This window comes from Streptomyces spirodelae (genome assembly GCF_017676385.1).
In the GTDB taxonomy this organism is placed as follows: domain Bacteria; phylum Actinomycetota; class Actinomycetes; order Streptomycetales; family Streptomycetaceae; genus Streptomyces; species Streptomyces spirodelae.
In genome coordinates, this window is record NZ_JAFFZN010000013.1 from 112,287 (window position 1) to 128,409 (window position 16,123).

General features: G+C 71.0%; 14 protein-coding genes. 5 read left to right on the forward strand and 9 right to left on the reverse strand.

Annotated features, from left to right (window positions below):
- Positions 1 to 71: 71 nt before the first annotated feature.
- On the reverse strand, positions 72 to 1,172 hold the full coding sequence (locus tag JW592_RS16020) for an SDR family oxidoreductase (protein WP_209265750.1): 1,101 nt from the start codon (positions 1,170 to 1,172) through the stop codon (positions 72 to 74).
- A gap of 190 nt (positions 1,173 to 1,362) precedes the next feature.
- On the opposite strand from JW592_RS16020, the gene JW592_RS16025 reads away from it, so the two are divergent.
- Positions 1,363 to 2,880, forward strand: coding sequence for a zinc-dependent metalloprotease (locus JW592_RS16025; protein ID WP_209265751.1), 1,518 nt, complete (start codon positions 1,363 to 1,365; stop codon positions 2,878 to 2,880).
- On the forward strand, positions 2,877 to 3,455 hold the full coding sequence (locus tag JW592_RS16030) for an NUDIX hydrolase (protein WP_209265752.1): 579 nt from the start codon (positions 2,877 to 2,879) through the stop codon (positions 3,453 to 3,455). The genes JW592_RS16025 and JW592_RS16030 overlap by 4 nt, the downstream gene beginning before the upstream one ends.
- Here JW592_RS16030 and JW592_RS16035 read toward each other — a convergent pair.
- Complete coding sequence (locus tag JW592_RS16035; protein ID WP_209265753.1) at positions 3,427 to 3,990, reverse strand: M48 metallopeptidase family protein; 564 nt, start codon at positions 3,988 to 3,990, stop codon at positions 3,427 to 3,429. The two genes, JW592_RS16030 and JW592_RS16035, sit on opposite strands and share 29 nt — an antisense overlap.
- A 176-nt stretch (positions 3,991 to 4,166) precedes the next feature.
- Here JW592_RS16035 and JW592_RS16040 point away from each other — a divergent pair, with 176 nt between their 5' ends.
- Entirely contained in the window at positions 4,167 to 5,309 is a 1,143-nt protein-coding gene (locus tag JW592_RS16040; RefSeq protein WP_372446515.1) for a ThiF family adenylyltransferase, read from the forward strand.
- A gap of 60 nt (positions 5,310 to 5,369) precedes the next feature.
- Positions 5,370 to 6,752 (forward strand): ABC1 kinase family protein, encoded by a 1,383-nt coding sequence (locus tag JW592_RS16045; RefSeq protein ID WP_209265754.1) that lies wholly within the window; start codon positions 5,370 to 5,372, stop codon positions 6,750 to 6,752.
- A gap of 159 nt (positions 6,753 to 6,911) precedes the next feature.
- On the opposite strand, the gene JW592_RS16050 is transcribed toward JW592_RS16045, so the two are convergent.
- From JW592_RS16050 to JW592_RS16065, 4 genes are all read right to left on the reverse strand, one after another.
- Positions 6,912 to 7,271: a putative WhiB-interacting protein gene (locus tag JW592_RS16050; protein WP_209265755.1), complete on the reverse strand. Its 360-nt coding sequence runs from the start codon at positions 7,269 to 7,271 to the stop codon at positions 6,912 to 6,914.
- Positions 7,268 to 7,609, reverse strand: a complete 342-nt coding sequence (locus JW592_RS16055) for a WhiB family transcriptional regulator (protein ID WP_037705804.1) — start codon at positions 7,607 to 7,609, stop codon at positions 7,268 to 7,270. The genes JW592_RS16050 and JW592_RS16055 overlap by 4 nt, the downstream gene beginning before the upstream one ends.
- Before the next feature lie 158 nt (positions 7,610 to 7,767).
- Positions 7,768 to 8,040, reverse strand: a complete 273-nt coding sequence (locus JW592_RS16060; RefSeq protein ID WP_209265757.1) for a hypothetical protein — start codon at positions 8,038 to 8,040, stop codon at positions 7,768 to 7,770.
- 239 nt (positions 8,041 to 8,279) lie between these two features.
- Complete coding sequence (locus JW592_RS16065) at positions 8,280 to 10,565, reverse strand: ATP-dependent DNA helicase UvrD2 (protein WP_209265758.1); 2,286 nt, start codon at positions 10,563 to 10,565, stop codon at positions 8,280 to 8,282.
- 107 nt (positions 10,566 to 10,672) lie between these two features.
- Between JW592_RS16065 and JW592_RS16070 the strand changes: the two genes are divergently transcribed.
- Positions 10,673 to 10,930, forward strand: a complete 258-nt coding sequence (locus JW592_RS16070; RefSeq protein WP_209265759.1) for a mycoredoxin — start codon at positions 10,673 to 10,675, stop codon at positions 10,928 to 10,930.
- Between the two features lie 460 nt (positions 10,931 to 11,390).
- On the opposite strand, the gene JW592_RS16075 is transcribed toward JW592_RS16070, so the two are convergent.
- The 3 genes from JW592_RS16075 to JW592_RS16085 all read right to left on the reverse strand — a co-directional run bounded on the left by JW592_RS16075 (position 11,391) and on the right by JW592_RS16085 (position 16,106).
- Positions 11,391 to 13,316: a recombinase family protein gene (locus tag JW592_RS16075; RefSeq protein WP_209265760.1), complete on the reverse strand. Its 1,926-nt coding sequence runs from the start codon at positions 13,314 to 13,316 to the stop codon at positions 11,391 to 11,393.
- A gap of 187 nt (positions 13,317 to 13,503) precedes the next feature.
- Positions 13,504 to 14,415, reverse strand: coding sequence for an NAD(+) diphosphatase (gene nudC / locus JW592_RS16080; RefSeq protein ID WP_209265828.1), 912 nt, complete (start codon positions 14,413 to 14,415; stop codon positions 13,504 to 13,506).
- A gap of 284 nt (positions 14,416 to 14,699) precedes the next feature.
- Positions 14,700 to 16,106, reverse strand: coding sequence for a dipeptidase (locus JW592_RS16085; RefSeq protein WP_209265761.1), 1,407 nt, complete (start codon positions 16,104 to 16,106; stop codon positions 14,700 to 14,702).
- Positions 16,107 to 16,123: the final 17 nt, after the last annotated feature.

Sequence of the window (16,123 nt, forward strand, 5' to 3'; positions counted from 1 at the left end):
GCCGGGGACGGTCCCCGGGCGCGGGCCCAGGGGCGTCCGGCGCGGCTCGCGGGGTGCGCCGGGGACGGCGCTCACAGTCCGCGCCGCTTGCGTGCCCTGCGCACCAGTGCGGCGGTGCCCAGCAGGGCGACGGTGGCGCCCGCGGCTCCGGCTGCTGTCGCCGCCTCGGTGCGGCCCAGTCGCCGCCCGGCGACCGTATGCCGGCCGGAGACCTCCTCCAGGAGCGCGGCGAGGACCTCCTCGTTCGTCCAGCGGGGCCGCCACCCCGCGTCGTGCAGCCTGCTGCCGCTGACGACCCAGGGGTACATGGTGTAGGCGAGGTCGGCGGCGGGGGACGGGGTCAGCCCCAGGCGGTGCAGCCGCGAGGCCGCACCCAGCGCGACGCTGGAGGGCAGCTCCATCCGCCGCATGCCGGTGAGCTGCTCGACCTCCTCCTGCTCGAGCCAGCCGTCGCAGCCGACCACCATCTCGCCCTCGACCCGCTCCAGCGCGGCGTACTCCAGCGCGGTCACCAGGTCCTCGACGTGGCAGAACTGCCAGCAGGGGCGCGATCCGGCGACCACCAGGAGCCGTGGCGACTCGAAGTGCCGGGTGAGCGTCGTGTCCGTACCCGCGCCGACCAGCACGGTGGGGCGCACGACGGTGACGTTGAGACCGGGGTGTGCGCGGGGAGCGCGGCGGGCCAGGCGCTCGATCTCCAGCAGGTCGCCAACGCCGGTCGCGTCCGCTGTGGCGCGCAGCTCGGCGTCCTCCGACAGCGGTACGTCGTTGTCCTGGAGCGCTCCGTAGACCATCGCCGAGGTGCACAGCACCACCCTGCGCACACCGGCCGCGGCGGCAGCCGTCAGCACGGTCTGGGTGCCGCGCACGTTGTAGGCGGTGCGGGCCGCCGCCTCCGTCTCCAGATCGAGGTCGAGCGCGAGGTGGACCACCACGTCGACCGGGTCGCCGTCGCCGCGCAGCCGGTCGGCGATGGCCGGGTCGCGCACGTCCAGGGTGTGCCACTGGGCCTCGGACACCTCACCGCGGCGCTCGTCCAGGGCGATGACCTGCTTGATCTCCTCGGAGGCCGCGAGCCGCTCGGTGAGCAGCGCGCCGACCCCCGTGGCGGCGCCGGTGACAGCGACGGTCGGGGTTCGCGCTGCGCGAACGTGGGACTCGGAGGAACTCACCGGGCGTCTCCAGTGGTTGTTTCTGGTACGAGATGCGCAGGCTCCATCCTGCCTGACTGGTGTCTAGGCTGGGGGCAGAGCTCGCAGATCCCACCCAGGACATACCGACGCAGACCCAGACCGCACCCAGGACACGCAGACCGTCCGGGAAACCACCAGACCGTCCGACGAGACAGAGCCGAGGAAACCCGTGAGTGACACCCCATTCGGATTCGGCGTACCTCCTGAGGAGCCCGAGGACGGGGACGACGGCAAGAAGAAGCCGGGCGGCGGCCAGCCGAACCCCTTCGGTTTCGGCGGCGGCCCGGGCTCCGGCGGCGCCGACAACCCGCTGGCCGCGATGTTCGGCTCGCTGGGCGGCGGGCAGGGCCAGCTCGACCCCAGTGACCTGGGCGCCGCCTTCCAGAAGCTCGGCCAGATGCTCTCCTACGAGGGCGGCCCGGTGAACTGGGACATGGCCAAGGACATCGCACGGCAGACCGTGGCAGCCGGCGCCCAGGACGGCTCCAAGGACACGTCCGTGGGACCGCACGACCGCGCGGCCGTCGAGGAGGCCGTACGCCTGGCCGACCTGTGGCTGGACGGCGTGACGTCACTGCCCTCCGGCTCCGGCTCGGCCGTGGCCTGGAGCCGCGCCGAGTGGGTCGAGGCCACACTGCCGGTGTGGAAGGACCTGGTCGACCCGGTCGCCGAGCGGGTCGGCGCGGCCATGGGCGATGTGCTGCCCGAGGAGATGCAGGCCATGGCCGGCCCGCTGCTCGGCATGATGCGCTCCATGGGTGGCGCCATGTTCGGCACCCAGATCGGGCAGGCCCTCGGTGTCCTGGCCGGCGAGGTCGTCGGCTCGACGGACATCGGGCTCCCGCTGGGACCGGCCAACAAGGCGGCGCTGCTGCCGGTCAACATCGAGGCACTGGGCAACGGTCTGGGCATTCCCCAGGAGGAGGTCCGCCTCTACCTGGCGCTGCGGGAGGCCGCGCACCAGCGGCTGTTCGCACACGTCCCGTGGCTGCGCTCGCACCTCTTCGGCGCCGTCGAGGGGTATGCGCGGGGCATCAAGGTGGACACCGCGAAACTCGAGGACGTGGTCGGCCAGATCGACCCGCAGCGTCCCGAGGAGCTGCAGGAAGCCCTTCAGCAGGGCATGTTCCAGCCGGAGGACACCCCGGAGCAGAAGGCGGCACTGGCCCGGCTGGAGACCGCGCTGGCACTGGTCGAGGGCTGGGTCGACGCGGTGGTGCACGCCGCGGCCGAGCCGCACCTGCCGTCCGCCTCCGCGCTGCGCGAGACGCTGCGCAGGCGGCGGGCCTCCGGCGGCCCCGCCGAGCAGACCTTCTCCACACTGATCGGCCTCGAGCTGCGCCCCCGGCGGCTGCGCGACGCGTCCCGGCTGTGGGCGTCGCTGGCCGACGCTCGCGGCGCCGAGGGCAGGGACGCCCTGTGGGAGCACCCCGACATGCTGCCCACCGCGGCCGACCTGGACGACCCGGACGCCTTCGTCCACCACGAGCACCCGGACTTCTCCGAGCTCGACCGGATGCTGGGCGACGCGGCGGCGGGTTCGGCCGGTGACCGCGCCAAGGGTGACCGTTCCGAGGGCGAGCCCTCCGACGAGGGACGCGCCGAAGGGCGGTCCGACAGCAGCGAGGAGAAGGCCGAGGGCGGCAAGGACGACGCCGACGGCGGCAACGGCGAAGGCGAGCGGTGAGCGCTGCACCGGGCGGCCTCCGCGCCGACGCGGAGGCCGTACTGGAGCAGTGGCGCAGCCAGGACGGCGACCCGGCACAGGAGCGGCTGCGGCAGGAGTATCTGCGGCATGTCGCCGAGCAGCCGGACGGGATGTGGAAGGCGTGCGCCGCGGGGCACATCACTGCCAGTGCGCTGGTGGTCGACCCGCGCGGGGACCGCGTGCTGCTGACGCTCCACCGCAAGCTGGGCATGTGGCTCCAGATGGGCGGCCACTGCGAGCCGGAGGACATCACTCTGGCCGGTGCGGCGCTGCGGGAGGCAACGGAGGAGTCGGGGATCTGTGGGCTGACGCTGCTGCCCGGCGGCCCCCTGCGACTCGACAGGCACCGCACGCCCTGCGCCTGGCATCTGGACGTCCAGTACGCGGCTCTCGCTCCTGAGGGAGCCGTCGAGACGATCAGCGATGAGTCGCTGGATCTGCGCTGGTTCGGCTTCGAGGAGGTGGCCGGGGTGGCGGACGAGTCCGTGGTGCGGCTGGCCCGGCTGGCGGCCGCGGCCGTCGCTGTCAGCTCTCGTCCCGACCCTCTCCCCTGACGGGCTGGTGCGGCAGCCGCTCGGCTGCCGCGACGCCTTCCAGATAGCCCCGGGCCCGTTCCGTGCGCGGATACGCCTGCAGCAGCCGCCAGAACCGCGGCCCGTGGCCGGGTACGAGCAGATGCGACAGCTCGTGCAGCAGTACGTAGTCGATGACGTACTCGGGCATCCCCTGCAGCCGGTGGGAGAGCCGGATGCTGCCCTCGGCGGGGGTGCAGGAGCCCCAGCGGGTGTTCTGGTTGGTCACCCAGCGGACCGAGGCGGGCCGCGCGTGCCCGTCGAGATACTGCTCGGACAGCCGCGCCGCACGCTGGGCCAGATCGCTGTCGTCGAGCATGCGCCGACTCTCCTGGGCGGCGAGCTTGTCGAGCATCACACCGACCCAGCGGGCCTCCTCGTCCGCCGACATCCGCGCCGGAAGCAATACGACGGTGCGGTCACCCTCCCGGTAGGCGGAGACCGTGCGGCGTCGGCGCGTACTGCGGCGCACCTCGACCGCGCTCTGACTGGCACTCTTCAGCGGCTCGGCGGACACGCCAAGACGTTACCCGCTGCCGACGGCGGAAGTCCCGCCTCCAGAGTTGTTCGAGGGGGAAACGCGACAACAGCCGTGGCACACCCGAGACGAGCGCCTCTCGCTTGTATGACTAATGCCGGTGCCTGTGGATAACTCACTCCGCGAAATCGGCCGATGACGGCATGCTGTCGGCAGTGATCGACAGCCGAGCCGAGCCGGGCCGACCCCGGCATGTCAGGGGGGACATGCACCCGATGATCAAGCCCGCGCTGCGCAGGGGCTGGCGGGACAGGCAGACGGTGCAGTGCGGCATGGCGCCCGCACACGCGGTGCTGCTCGGGCCCGTGAGCGACGCCACAGCGGCCTTCATCGAGCTGATGGACGGCACCCGCAGCATGGAGCGGCTGCAACAGGAGGCCGACCGGCTGGGGCTGGCGCCCCGGACCCCGGCCGAGCTGACCGAGCGGCTCACCGCGGCCGGGGTGCTGGACGACGCGACGGCCGACCGCGAAGCCGCAGCCGCCGTCACGGACCGGCTGCGGCCCGATCTGGCGTCGCTGTCGGTGGTGCACCGGGAACCGGGCGGCGGAGTGCGCAGACTGGCGGCCCGGCGGGCCGCGCGGGTCCAGGTCCGCGGGCTCGGCCGGGTGGGCACCACCGTGGCAGCGACGCTGACCGCCGCCGGGGTGGGTCAGGTGGACGTGGTGGACGGCGGCGTGGTCGAGGAGTGGGACACCGCGCCGGGCGGGGTGCCGCCCGAGCAGGTGGGCACCCGCCGCGATGTGGCGGCGCGCGGCGTGGTGCGCAGGTCCCGCCCCTGGCGGAGCCGCGCACGGTCCGAGGTCGCCCTGGTGGTCGTCACGCCGCGCGACGGGCTGGACGCCTACGCGCCGGACCCGGAGGCCGCCGAACGGTTCATGAGCGTCGGCACCCCGCATCTGTACGGCGGCGTGGTGGAGGCCACCGGGGTGGTGGGGCCGCTGGTGCTGCCCGGCACCTCACCGTGCGCCCAGTGCCTGGCGCGCACCCGGGCCGCACGGGAGCCGAGCTGGCCGATGCTGGTGGGGCAGTGGCGCACGGCGAGCAGGCGGCGTACGGGGGTTCCCGCCTGTGACACCGCGCTGGCCACGGTGGTGGCGGGCGCCGTGGCCTCCTACGCGCTGAGCTACCTGGACGGGGACGGCGCCTGCGCGGTGGGTTACCGGCTGCGGTTCGCGCTGCCCCACCTGCTGCCCGACACCGAACAGTTCGCCACACACCCGGAGTGTCCGTGCGGTGCCGCTTCGGTGACCGGTGCACCCGCGGACTCACACGCGACCGAAAGCAGGCGACAATGACCAGGTGGCCGACGTCCTCGGTGCTGTCTCGGTTGAGCTGTCAGGGAGTTGGAGGGACGCATGTCTGATCTTCCCCGCAAGGCGGTGACGCGCACGGCCAAACTGGCCGCCCTGCCGCTGGGCTTCGCGGGCCGCTCCGCCTGGGGGCTGGGCAAGCGCATCGGGGGCATCTCCGCGGATCTTGTCGGCCAGGAGCTGCAACAGCGCACCGCCGAGCAGCTGTTCAAGGTGCTGGGCGAGTTGAAGGGGGGTGCGATGAAGTTCGGGCAGGCGCTCTCGGTCTTCGAGTCCGCCCTTCCCGACGAGCTGGCCGGCCCCTACCGCGCCACTCTGACCCGGCTTCAGGAAGCCGCTCCCCCGATGCCCGCCGGCACCGTCCACGGGGTGCTGGAAGAGGAGCTGGGCGAGGAGTGGCAGGAGTGCTTCTCCCACTTCGACGACAAGCCCGCCGCTGCGGCCTCCATAGGCCAGGTCCACCGCGCCGTCTGGCACGACGGGCGGGAGGTCGCGGTGAAGGTGCAGTACCCCGGAGCGGGCGAGGCCCTGGTCTCCGACCTCACTCAACTGGGCAGATTCGCCCGGCTGCTGGGGCCGCTGATACCGGGGATGGACATCAAACCGCTCATCACCGAACTGCACGACCGGATCACCGAGGAGCTGGACTACAGCCTGGAGGCGGAAGCCCAGCAGACCTACGCGGAGGAGTTCACGGAAGACGGGGACGTGGTGGTGCCCCATGTGGTGCACCAGACGGACCGGGTCCTGGTGACCGAGTGGCTGGAGGGCATACCCCTCTCGCAGGTGATAGCCGACGGCAGCCAGGAGGAGCGGGACCGTGCGGGACAGCTGCTCAGCCGCTTCCTGTTCTCCGGAACGGTGCGCACCGGGCTGCTGCACGCGGACCCGCACCCCGGCAACTTCCGGCTGGTGACCGGGGAGAGCACCGATCCGGCCGAGTGGCGCCTGGGCGTGCTGGACTTCGGCACGGTGGACCGGCTTCCCGGGGGGCTGCCACCGGTCATCGGCGAGGTGCTGCGGCTGACGTTGGACGGGGACGCGGAGACCGCCTACGAGCTGCTGCGCGACGAGGGCTTCGTCAAGGACCGCATAGAGCTGGAGCCCGAGGCGGTGCGGGAGTACCTGCTGCCGATCGTGGAGCCCGCCTGTGTCGAGAAGTTCACCTTCAGCAGGGAGTGGATGCGCGGGCAGGCAGCGCGGGTGGCCGACCCCCGCTCCCCCGGGCACCAGTTGGGGCGGCAGCTCAATCTGCCTCCGTCGTATCTGCTGATCCACCGGGTGACGCTGAGCACCATCGGCGTGCTGTGCCAGCTCGGGGCGACGGTGCGGATGCGCGAGGACATGGAGACCTGGGTTCCCGGATTCGCCGCTGCCGCTGCCAAGCAGGAACCGGAACAGGACGAGCCGACAGAGCTCGCGCTGTGACGCGCGCACAAGCCGCACCGTCCGCACATCCGCACGCGGTGGTTCAGCAGCCCTGGCTCTCGGCAGAGCAATGGCAGCGCCTCTCGGCGGGGTAGGCGTCGGAACGCAGCAGAGCCGGGGCGGTTGCCCCGGCTCTGTCGCCTTCAGGTCACTGCACAGTCACTGCATCACGGCCATCGCGAGGGCACGACGCGCGCGGAGGGTGGCGCGTTCGGCCCGCCGCTGGAGCCGGCGCGCGGTCATCAGCCGCAGCGCCCTCCGTTCCGACTCGGCCTCTTGCAGCCTGTCCTGTATCTGTGCTCGAGCCAGACTTTCTGGCATGAGTTGCATGTCTCGGGTCCTGTTCTGACGGACGACTGTCGCGTCGGAGTGGGTGCGTGCGGTGGTCTCGTGGACGGGTGTCATCGTCGGGTCCTGCTTCGTGAGGTGGCGCGTGCGCGGGTCGCGCGCCGACGGGCTGTCGATCGTTCCGGCAACCGCCTTGCGGCGGGCGGGCGATCCATGGCGACGGGAGCTCATGCCGTCACCGGGTTCTTGCGCGGACGGCCACGCGGACGCTTCCGCGGAACGACGACGCCCTGCACGAACAGCTCGCCGCCCCAGACGCCCCAGGGCTCGCGGCGGTCCTTGGCACCGGCGAGGCATGCCTCACGCAGCGGGCAGGTCTGGCAGAGGGACTTCGCGTACTCGACGTCCGCGGGGGACTCGGCGAAGAAGACCTCCGGGTCGTAGGAGCGGCAGGGAACATCGACGCCGAGCCGCTCGATGGCGTCGTCGAGCTCGGTGAGGGTGATCTGCGGGGCAGTCAAGGAGTCCTCCGTGGTGAGATCAGGCGGCAGAGAAGGCGCGGGGCGCAACGTGTCGGGGTGCGTCTCGGTGTGCACTTCGGTTCTTCCTGTCTGTTGTGTGTCTGTTGTCATGTCGGGCCGGCTGGTGGCCGGTCGGGGCAAACAGAAGGGCCGCGGATCCCGATGTGGGTTCCGCGGCCCTGGAAGGTGCCGACCTGATTCGCCGATCAGGCTGGATCTCTCCAGGGTCGGAGGCCACGGAAGGCCCACATGGTGTAGCGCTGCGTCTTCTGGCGTCCTTCGCCGGCACCGTTGGCCGCGGAGCTGCTGGCAAAGGCCACTGCCTGTGCCTGTGCTGCTACCTCGGGTGCCTTGGTCGGTCGCTCATTGCCGCCCCGGGCGACACCGGACAGACCGGTGCCGTGGAGACGGGAGCCGAGCAGGCAGGCGCGAATGACCGAGTGATCGGTCATTTTCAGCTGCGTAATGATCGTGGCCACTGGTCTCGCCTCCTCTCGGCGTCTCGGGGACCCGCCGTCAGGCCGGTCCGGAAATCTTCAGGACTAAGTACAGCATGGAAGAGGGGGAGCGAAAAGGCCCGCCCTCTCCATGTCCGGAAGGCTATGAGGCTCTGTACGGCGCGCGCAAACTATTTTTCGCGGCTTTCTGTCACAGCTTCTGTGACAGAGGACGAGGCCGCCTCGGCCCCAGGTCACAGCCCCGCCCGGCGGTTGGGGTCTCAGCGCCCGGTTCCCTCCTCCCGGGCGTCCTGCTCGGGGTCGGCGTGGAGCTCCTCCCCCGCGCACAGGGCGAGCACATCGGCTCCGAACTGCTGGAGCTTCCGGCTGCGCACTCCGGAGATCCGGGAGAGCGCAGCCTCGTCGCCGGGGACGGCCTCGGCGATGGCGAGGAGGGTCTTGTCGGTGAAGACGCAGTAGTCAGGCTGTCCCAGCAGGGCGGCCTGCCGCGCGCGCCACTGGTGCAGCCGCTCGTACAGCACCTCATCGAGCTCGGAGGGGCAGTCCTCGCAGCGCAACAGCTTCACCTCGCCGGGGTCGGTCAGCGAGCGGCCGCACACCCGGCAGCGCGCCAGGGCCCTGCGTACGCGCCCGCGCCCCGCGGACCGACCGCGCTCGACATCGCCCTGGATGACGCTGCCGCCGGCCACCGCGGGGCCATAGCGGGGAACGCCGCCGCCCGTTCCGGGGCGCAGGCCCTTGAGGAAACGGCTGGGCTGTCTGCTGGGGCGGCCGCCCGGGGAGCGGGCGAGGGACCAGGAGAGGGTCAGGATGCGACGGGCGCGGGTGATGCCCACGTACAGCAGCCGGCGCTCCTCTTCTATCTGCTCATCGGTCTTGGCGTAGGCGATCGGCAGCATGCCGTCGGTGAGGCCCACCACGAAGACCGCGTCCCACTCCAGACCCTTGGCCGAGTGCAGCGAGGCGAGGGTGACCCCTTCGACGCTGGGGGCGTGCTGGGCTCTGGCCCGTTCGTCGAGCTCGGCGACCAGATCGGAGAGGGTCGCTTCGGGGTGGGCGGCGGCGAAGTCCACGGACAGCCGCACCAGTGCCGCCAGTGACTCCCAGCGGTCTCGCACGGCTCCCGATCCGGCGGGGGCCTGCGGGGTCCAGCCCTTGGTGCCGAGGACGGCGCGCACCTGGGACGGCAGGTCCGCCGCGTCGTCCAGCAGAGCGTCGTTGCCGCCCGCGCGCGCCGCTCCGCGCAGCACCACGAACGCCTCGCGCACCTCTGGCCGTTCGAAGAACCGCTCGGCCCCGCGGAGCTGGCAGGGGATTCCCAGATCTGCGAGGGCTTGTTCATAGACCTCGGACTGGGCGTTGATCCGGTAGAGAACGGCGATCTCGTCTGCGGGCACGCCGGAGGCGATCAGGTCCCGCACCCGCCGGGCCACTCCCTCGGCCTCGCCCGGTTCGTCGGCGAACTCGGCACAGACCGGCTCGGGGCCGGGCTCGCGCTGGGAGACGAGTTCCAAGCGGTGTTCGGCGGCGCGGCCACGGGCGTGGGCGAGCAGCGCGTTGGCGAAGTGGACCACCTGGGGGGTGGAGCGGTAGTCGCGGACCAGCTTCACGACCGTGGCGCCCGGGTGGCGGGTGCGGAAGTCGAGGAGGTGGTCGGCGGTGGCGCCGGTGAAGGAGTAGATGGTCTGGCTGGCGTCCCCTACGACGCACAGGTTCTCCCGCTCCCCCACCCACAGTTCGAGCAGCCGCTGCTGGAGAGGGCTGACGTCCTGGTACTCGTCGACCACGAAGTGCTGGTACCGGCCGCGTACCGTCTCGGCGATGTCCGGGCGGTCCTGGAGGATGCCGACGGTCAGCAGCAGCACATCCTCGAAGTCGATCAGGGAGCGCTCGCTTTTGAGCTGTTCGTAGAGGTCATAGATCCGGCCGAGCTCGGCCGGATCGCGGGGCGCTGCGCGGCCTGCCTTCGCGGCGGCGGCCGGATAGTCCTCGGCCGCGGTCTGGGTGACCTTGGACCACTCGATCTCGCTGGTGACGTCCCGCAGCTCGGTGCGGTCGAGCCGGATCCGGCAGCGGGCGGCAGCCTCGCCCACGAGCGCGGCCTTGCGCTCGACCAGGGGCGGCACCTCACCCCCGATGGCGCGGGGCCAGAAGAACTGGAGCTGGCGCAGCGCGGCGGAGTGGAAGGTGCGGGCCTGGACGCCCTGGGCGCCGAGCTGGCGCAGCCTGCCACGCATCTCCCCGGCGGCGCGCTGGGTGAAGGTGACGGCCAGCACCGCTGCGGGCGGCAGGATGCCGGCACGGACGCCGTAGGCGATGCGGTGGGTGATGGCTCTCGTCTTGCCGGTGCCCGCTCCGGCAAGCACGCACACCGGACCGTGCAGGGCCGTTGCCACCTCGCGCTGCTCCGGGTCGAGCCCTTCGAGCACCACGTCGGGAGAGCCGGGAACCTGCGGGAAGAGAGTGGAGTCCGTTGCTGCTGTCACCCCGCCATGCTGCCAGCCCCGCCGGGAGCCGCGGCACGGCTGTCCACAGCCCGGCCCCATTGGTCGTACAACTCTCCCTGCCGCGCCCCCTACCCCCAGGGGGAATGCCTCCGGGGTCCCGCGCGTTCACTTGAGGCACCGAACGAGACGAAGGAGCAGTGAAGAAGATGGCGGGCACTGTGACGATGTACAGCACCACCTGGTGCGGCTACTGCCGTCGGCTCAAGGGCCAGATGGACCGCGAGGGCATCATGTACACCGAGATCAACATCGAGCAGGACCCCGAGTCGGCAGCCTTCGTCGAGAAGGCCAACGGCGGCAACCAGACGGTGCCCACTGTTCGGGTAGTTCCCTCCATGGGTGGTGACGAGGTCGTGATGACGAACCCGAGCCTCGCCCAGGTGAAGCAGGCTCTCGCGGCCTGACTCTCCCCAGCGCTGCGGCCCCCTCTGGTCATGGTCACCGGAGGGGGCCGCTCTGTATGTAGGGGAAGCCGGCGGCGAGCCGTCGCACGCCGGTCACGCGCCGTCAACACCGGCCGCCGCACAACCTTACAACGCGCTCTCGCCGGAGCACTTCATGCAACAACGTGCATACCCACAAGCGTGCATGAACGGCCGAGCATGACGCTCGTACGGTCGTGTCTGACGGCCCCAACGGGGGCCACGGGCAGGGGGGGTTCGCATGGCACGCGAAGAGCTGACTCGGCTTAACGGCAACGGGAACGGCGAGTGCAGTGAAGACGACTGCCCTAACGTGTACCGCACGGAGCGGGGAACGTTCGTTGTTCAGGGCGATCGATGGGCAACCCGCAACACGTCGGCGGAGCGTTCTGTGCGCAGATCCTCGGCTTCAGGATCAGCCAGGAGCCCGCCCCCGCCTGTCTCACCCCTCGACCGAGTGCGCGCGTTCACCGCCGAGCACGGTGAGGACGCGCTCAGGGATGAACACTTCGAGGCCGCGTTGGAGGGGGCGCCGCCTGCTCCCCTGAGATGAAGACCCCACCAGCCTCGACGGGCTGACGGGGTCGTGAACGGTGGGCCGACGACGGTCGGTGGACGGCCGGCTCAGCGGAGAGTGATCGTCAGGCTGTCGCCGCCGTGGGCTCCCGAAGCATCGATAGAAGTTCCTCGACATCACGATCTCGCCCCGGGCGGGGGGCGCCGGAACTCGGCTGGCCGCACGTTCCGCTTCGTAGTCCTCCCAGCGGCTGACGATCTCCCACTCAGCGCCCGTAAGCGTCACGGGCTTCTCGTACCGTTTTCCGGACAGCGAGACCGGTGTGGTCGGTGCGAGCACCTGAGAAGCCTTGGAGGGGGTCTCCCACCATGAGACACCCTGCTGCCGAATGTTCTCGATGAGGTCGCCCGGATCGATGGCAAGGACATCGGGCCGGAAGTGCACCCTCACCTGGTTTTTCTTCAGGAACTCCCGGCGCTCGTCGACACTCGACCGCTCCCACCACTCCGCGTAGCTCTCTCCCGTGCCCGTCCACACGGTCACCGGCTTCGGTCCGTCCTGGTTGGTGACCTTCTCTCGGTCCTGGGCGAGGCTGGCGACTTGTGAGGCGTATGCAACGGCACTGATTTCGTCCTGTTGGAGTTCCTTCAGGAGCTGGTTCATCTTGCCGTCGATGACGGCGAGCTTCGCCGCACGACTGTCGTCGATGGTCGTCTTCGACTCCATCCGTTCCAGGTGGCCAATCTCCCCCAACAGGGCCGACTCCATCCAGGGGTACAAGTCCTCTGCCCAGAACCTCTGCTTCGGGCACGCCGGGATGCCCTTGCTCTTGTTGCCATGACAGCGGTACCGCTCTCGCTTGCCCTTGGCGGGGTCGCCCTTCACGAAGTAGAGGGAGCTGCCGCACAGCATGCAGAACGTCACGCCCACCGTCGGCGACGTAGAGCCCTTCTGCTTCTTGTACTTGACCGAGGCTACGGCGTCCGACAGCTTCGCCCACTCCTCTTCGTTCAGTACCGGATCAGACCGCATGACAGGTGTGCCGTCGTCGTTGCGGACCGCGGCGCCATTGGCGCGTACGTACTCCCCGAGCAGGGAGCGGCTGGCCAGTACGGCTTGCACTGTGGTCGGCGTCCAACTGGCGCCCCGAGGCTTCGGGTCCGCCAACCGAGTCGTGCTCTCGCCTGCCGCCGCGCGGGTGCGAGCGATGTCCTGAGCCGTGGGCACGCCGTGCTCGTTCAGCCAGGCGGCGACGGCCGAGAAGCTCGGCGTCTCGATGAAGCGCCGGATCATCTCGATCAGCGTCGGGCCGTACTCGGGGTCGAGTTCCAGGGTGAAGCCTGCGTCGCCCTTCACCGCTCTGCGTCCGAACGGGACAAGGCCCCCCGGCCAGCGGCCGGTCTTCCGCATGGCCTCTCGGGAAGCCTTGCTACGGGCCTTGATGGCGTCCAATTCCGCCTCTGCGACCACGGCCAGGATCTTGGCGATGGTCTTGCCCCACGGCTTCGAGAGGTCGAATCCCTCCTCGCAGGAGATGAGGCCCTTACCGTTCGCCTCGCACCACTCGATGATGTCCGAGAGGTGACGGACCGACCGCGCGATGCGGTCGATCTTCAGGATGATGATGTGGTCAAACTGGTCCATCTTGTTGTTGAGCCAGTCCCCCAGGGACGGGCGCACCCACGGCGAGATGGACGCCGACACGTCGATGTCGACGGCAAAGTCGACCAGCTCCATTTCCTCGGCGTCGGCCCGCTTGCTGATGCGGGTCCGCTGCGTTTCCTCGCCGGTCTGGTTCTCGTTGCCTACAGACAGACGGACCACACCAAGAGCCCTGGGCTTGTCGTTCACCCTGCCCTTCCCCAAGACATGGGCGGCCCTCCCCGGCCGCCACAAGGTAAGAGGGAAGTCTACAGACAGTGCACACCGTCCTGTTCCCCGCTCGACGCTGACCAACCCCTCCCTGGCACAGGTCAAGGAGAAGGTCGGCGCCTGACGCCTCCGGCCCCGCGGCCGGCCCCTCGCCGGTCCGGCCGCGTCAGTCGTGGCGGCGCGGCTGGGGCAGCGGCTTTCCGTACCAGCGTTCGACCAAGCGGGCCGCGATCGAGATTCCGGCGGGTGCCAGCACCTCGCCGGATTCGATCGCGGCCCGCAGGTCGTCGCGGGAGAACCAGCGGGCCTCCTCGATCTCGTCCCCGTCGACCTTGATCTCGGGAGAGGTCGCCCGGGCCATGAAACCCAGCATCAGGCTGGAGGGGAAGGGCCAGGGCTGGCTCGCGACGTAGCTGACGGGGCCCACGGCCACCCCCGCCTCCTCGGCGACCTCGCGGCGCACGGCGGCCTCGATGGACTCGCCGGGCTCGACGAAGCCGGCGAGTGTGGAGAACCTGCCCCGGGGCCAGTGCACCTGGCGGCCGAGCAGCGCGCGGTCCTGGTCGTCGGTGACGAGCATGATGACCGCGGGATCGGTACGCGGGTAGTGCTCGGCGCCGCAGGCCGGGCAGCGGCGGATGTGCCCGGCCGCCGCGATGACGGTCCGCTCGCCGCAGCGGGAGCAGAAGCGGTGGGTGCGCTGCCAGTTCTCCAGGCCGATGGCATGCACCATCAGTTCACTGTCCCGGTCGCCGAGCAGGGGTCCCGCCTCGCGCAGTCCGGCGGGGCGGGCGGCGTCGTCCATCCTGCCGGGCAGCGAGTCCTTCTGGAGCGCGAAGTAGCGCACGCCATCCCCGTCGATGCCCAGGAAGTAGCGGTGCGCCTCGGTGAAGGGCGCGTCGAAGGAGGGCATCGTCACGAGCTCGGTCGTGCCGTCCTCCTTGTCCTCGATCAGGGCCTGTCCTCCGGAGACGACAAAGACGCGTGTGGACGGGTGGCTCCAGGCGGCCGCCAGCCACGCCTCGTCCAGCCGGTGGTGCGATGCGCGGTCGATGCCCCCGGTCGAGGTGAGGGTGATGGGCTGCGCGTCGGCCGCGGACGCCGCGGTGGCGCCGGTGTACGCGCCGCCGGTCGCGGCCTCGGGTGCGCCGCTGTCCCCTGCGGGCTCTCCGGTGGATCGGTCGGTCGAGGTCGGGATGGTCACTTCTGCTTCCTACTCCCCCTGTGTCGGGGCTCCCCGCCCGGTGGCCGGGTCGGAGGGCGGTTGGCGAGCGTTCGTGAATCGGTGGACGTTCCGGGATCGGTGGAAGGGCGGACGGCCGACTCGGAGCGGGCGGACGGCGGACCGGTGCGCCGCACGGGTCAGCCGCTCCAGTGTGCCGCGAGGTCGTCCCACAGGTACGCGGCCGTCTCGGCGCCCTTGAACAGCAGATGGAGTTCGATCTTCTCGTCGGGCGCGTGCCAGCCGTCGGAAGGGACCGAGATTCCGAGGAAGAGCACGGGCACTTCGAGGGCGTCCCGCAGGTCGGCGGCGGGACCCGAGCCGCCCTCCCGGGTGAAGCGGACGGGCCTGCCGAAGGCCCGCCCCATGGCGCGGGTGAGGGAGCGCAGTGCGGGGTGGTCGAGCGGGGTGAGGCAGGGGCGGGTGGCGCCCCAGAAGGTGATCTCGTGCTGGATGCCCGCGGGGAGCCTGGCCGCCACCCACTCGCGGAGGGACTGCTGGATCTTCCCCTCGTCCTGTCCGGCGACGGTGCGGAAGGAGAGCTTGAGCTCGGCGTGCGAGGGCACGATGGTCTTGCCGCCGGGGCCCTGGTAGCCACCGCTGATGCCGTTCACCTCGGCTGTGGGGCGGGCCCATACGCGCTCCAGCGTGGTGTAGCCGCGCTCGCCGAGGGTGGCCCGCGAGTGGGCCGTGCGCAGCCAGGACTCCTCATCGAACGGAAGTTCGGCGAAGAGGGTGCGTTCCTCCTCCGTGAGCTCCACGACCCCGTCGTAGAAGCCGGGCAGGGCCACCCGGCGGTCCTCGTCGTGCAGTGCCGCCGCGAGCCGGGCGGCCTCGGTGGCCGGATTGGGCACGCCGCCGCCGAAGGAGCCGGAGTGGATGTCCTGACCGGGCCCGTACAGGTCGATCTGGCAGTCGGTGAGCCCCCGCATACCGGTGCAGACGGTCGGGGTGTTCTCATCCCACATGCCGGTGTCGGAGACGACGACAGCGTCGCAGGCGAGGCGCCGGGCGTGGGTGCGCAGCAGCGCGGGGAAGTTCGGGGAGCCGGCCTCCTCCTCGCCCTCGATCAGCAGTTTGACGCCGACAGCCGGTGCGGTACGCCCGGTGGCCGCCAGATGCGCGCGCAGCCCCAGGGTGTGGAAGAGCACCTGTCCCTTGTCGTCGGCGGCGCCACGGGCGTAGAGACGGCCGTTCCGTTCCTCGGGCTCGAAGGGCTCGCTGTGCCAGCCGTCGGCGCGCACGGCGGGCTGGACGTCGTGGTGGCCGTAGACCAGGACGGTCGGTGCCGAGGGGTCGTCGGAGGGCCACTCGGCGAAGACGGCGGGTGCGCCCTCCGTCTCCCAGACCTCCACGACGGGGAAGCCCGTACGGCGCAGGGCTGCCGCGAGCCAGTCGGCGCTGCGCCGGACATCGTCCGCGCGCCCGGGATCGACCGAGACGGAGGGGATGCGCAGCCAGGCGGTCAGCTCGGCGAGGAAGGCGGAACGCTGGTCCTGGATGAAGGTCCGGACAGCGCTGTCCGGGGGAGCGGGGGTGGTGCTCATGCCATCGAGCCTAACGG

Excerpts from the sequence above, each read along its gene's own strand:
- JW592_RS16050 (WP_209265755.1), bottom strand. The coding sequence starts at position 7,271 with ATGAGCTCCCGTCGCCATGGATCGCCCGCCCGCCGCAAGGCGGTTGCC.
- JW592_RS16085 (WP_209265761.1), bottom strand. The coding sequence starts at position 16,106 with ATGAGCACCACCCCCGCTCCCCCGGACAGCGCTGTCCGGACCTTCATC.
- JW592_RS16045 (WP_209265754.1), top strand. The coding sequence starts at position 5,370 with ATGTCTGATCTTCCCCGCAAGGCGGTGACGCGCACGGCCAAACTGGCC.
- JW592_RS16065 (WP_209265758.1), bottom strand. The coding sequence starts at position 10,565 with ATGGGGCCGGGCTGTGGACAGCCGTGCCGCGGCTCCCGGCGGGGCTGG.
- JW592_RS16070 (WP_209265759.1), top strand. The coding sequence starts at position 10,673 with ATGGCGGGCACTGTGACGATGTACAGCACCACCTGGTGCGGCTACTGC.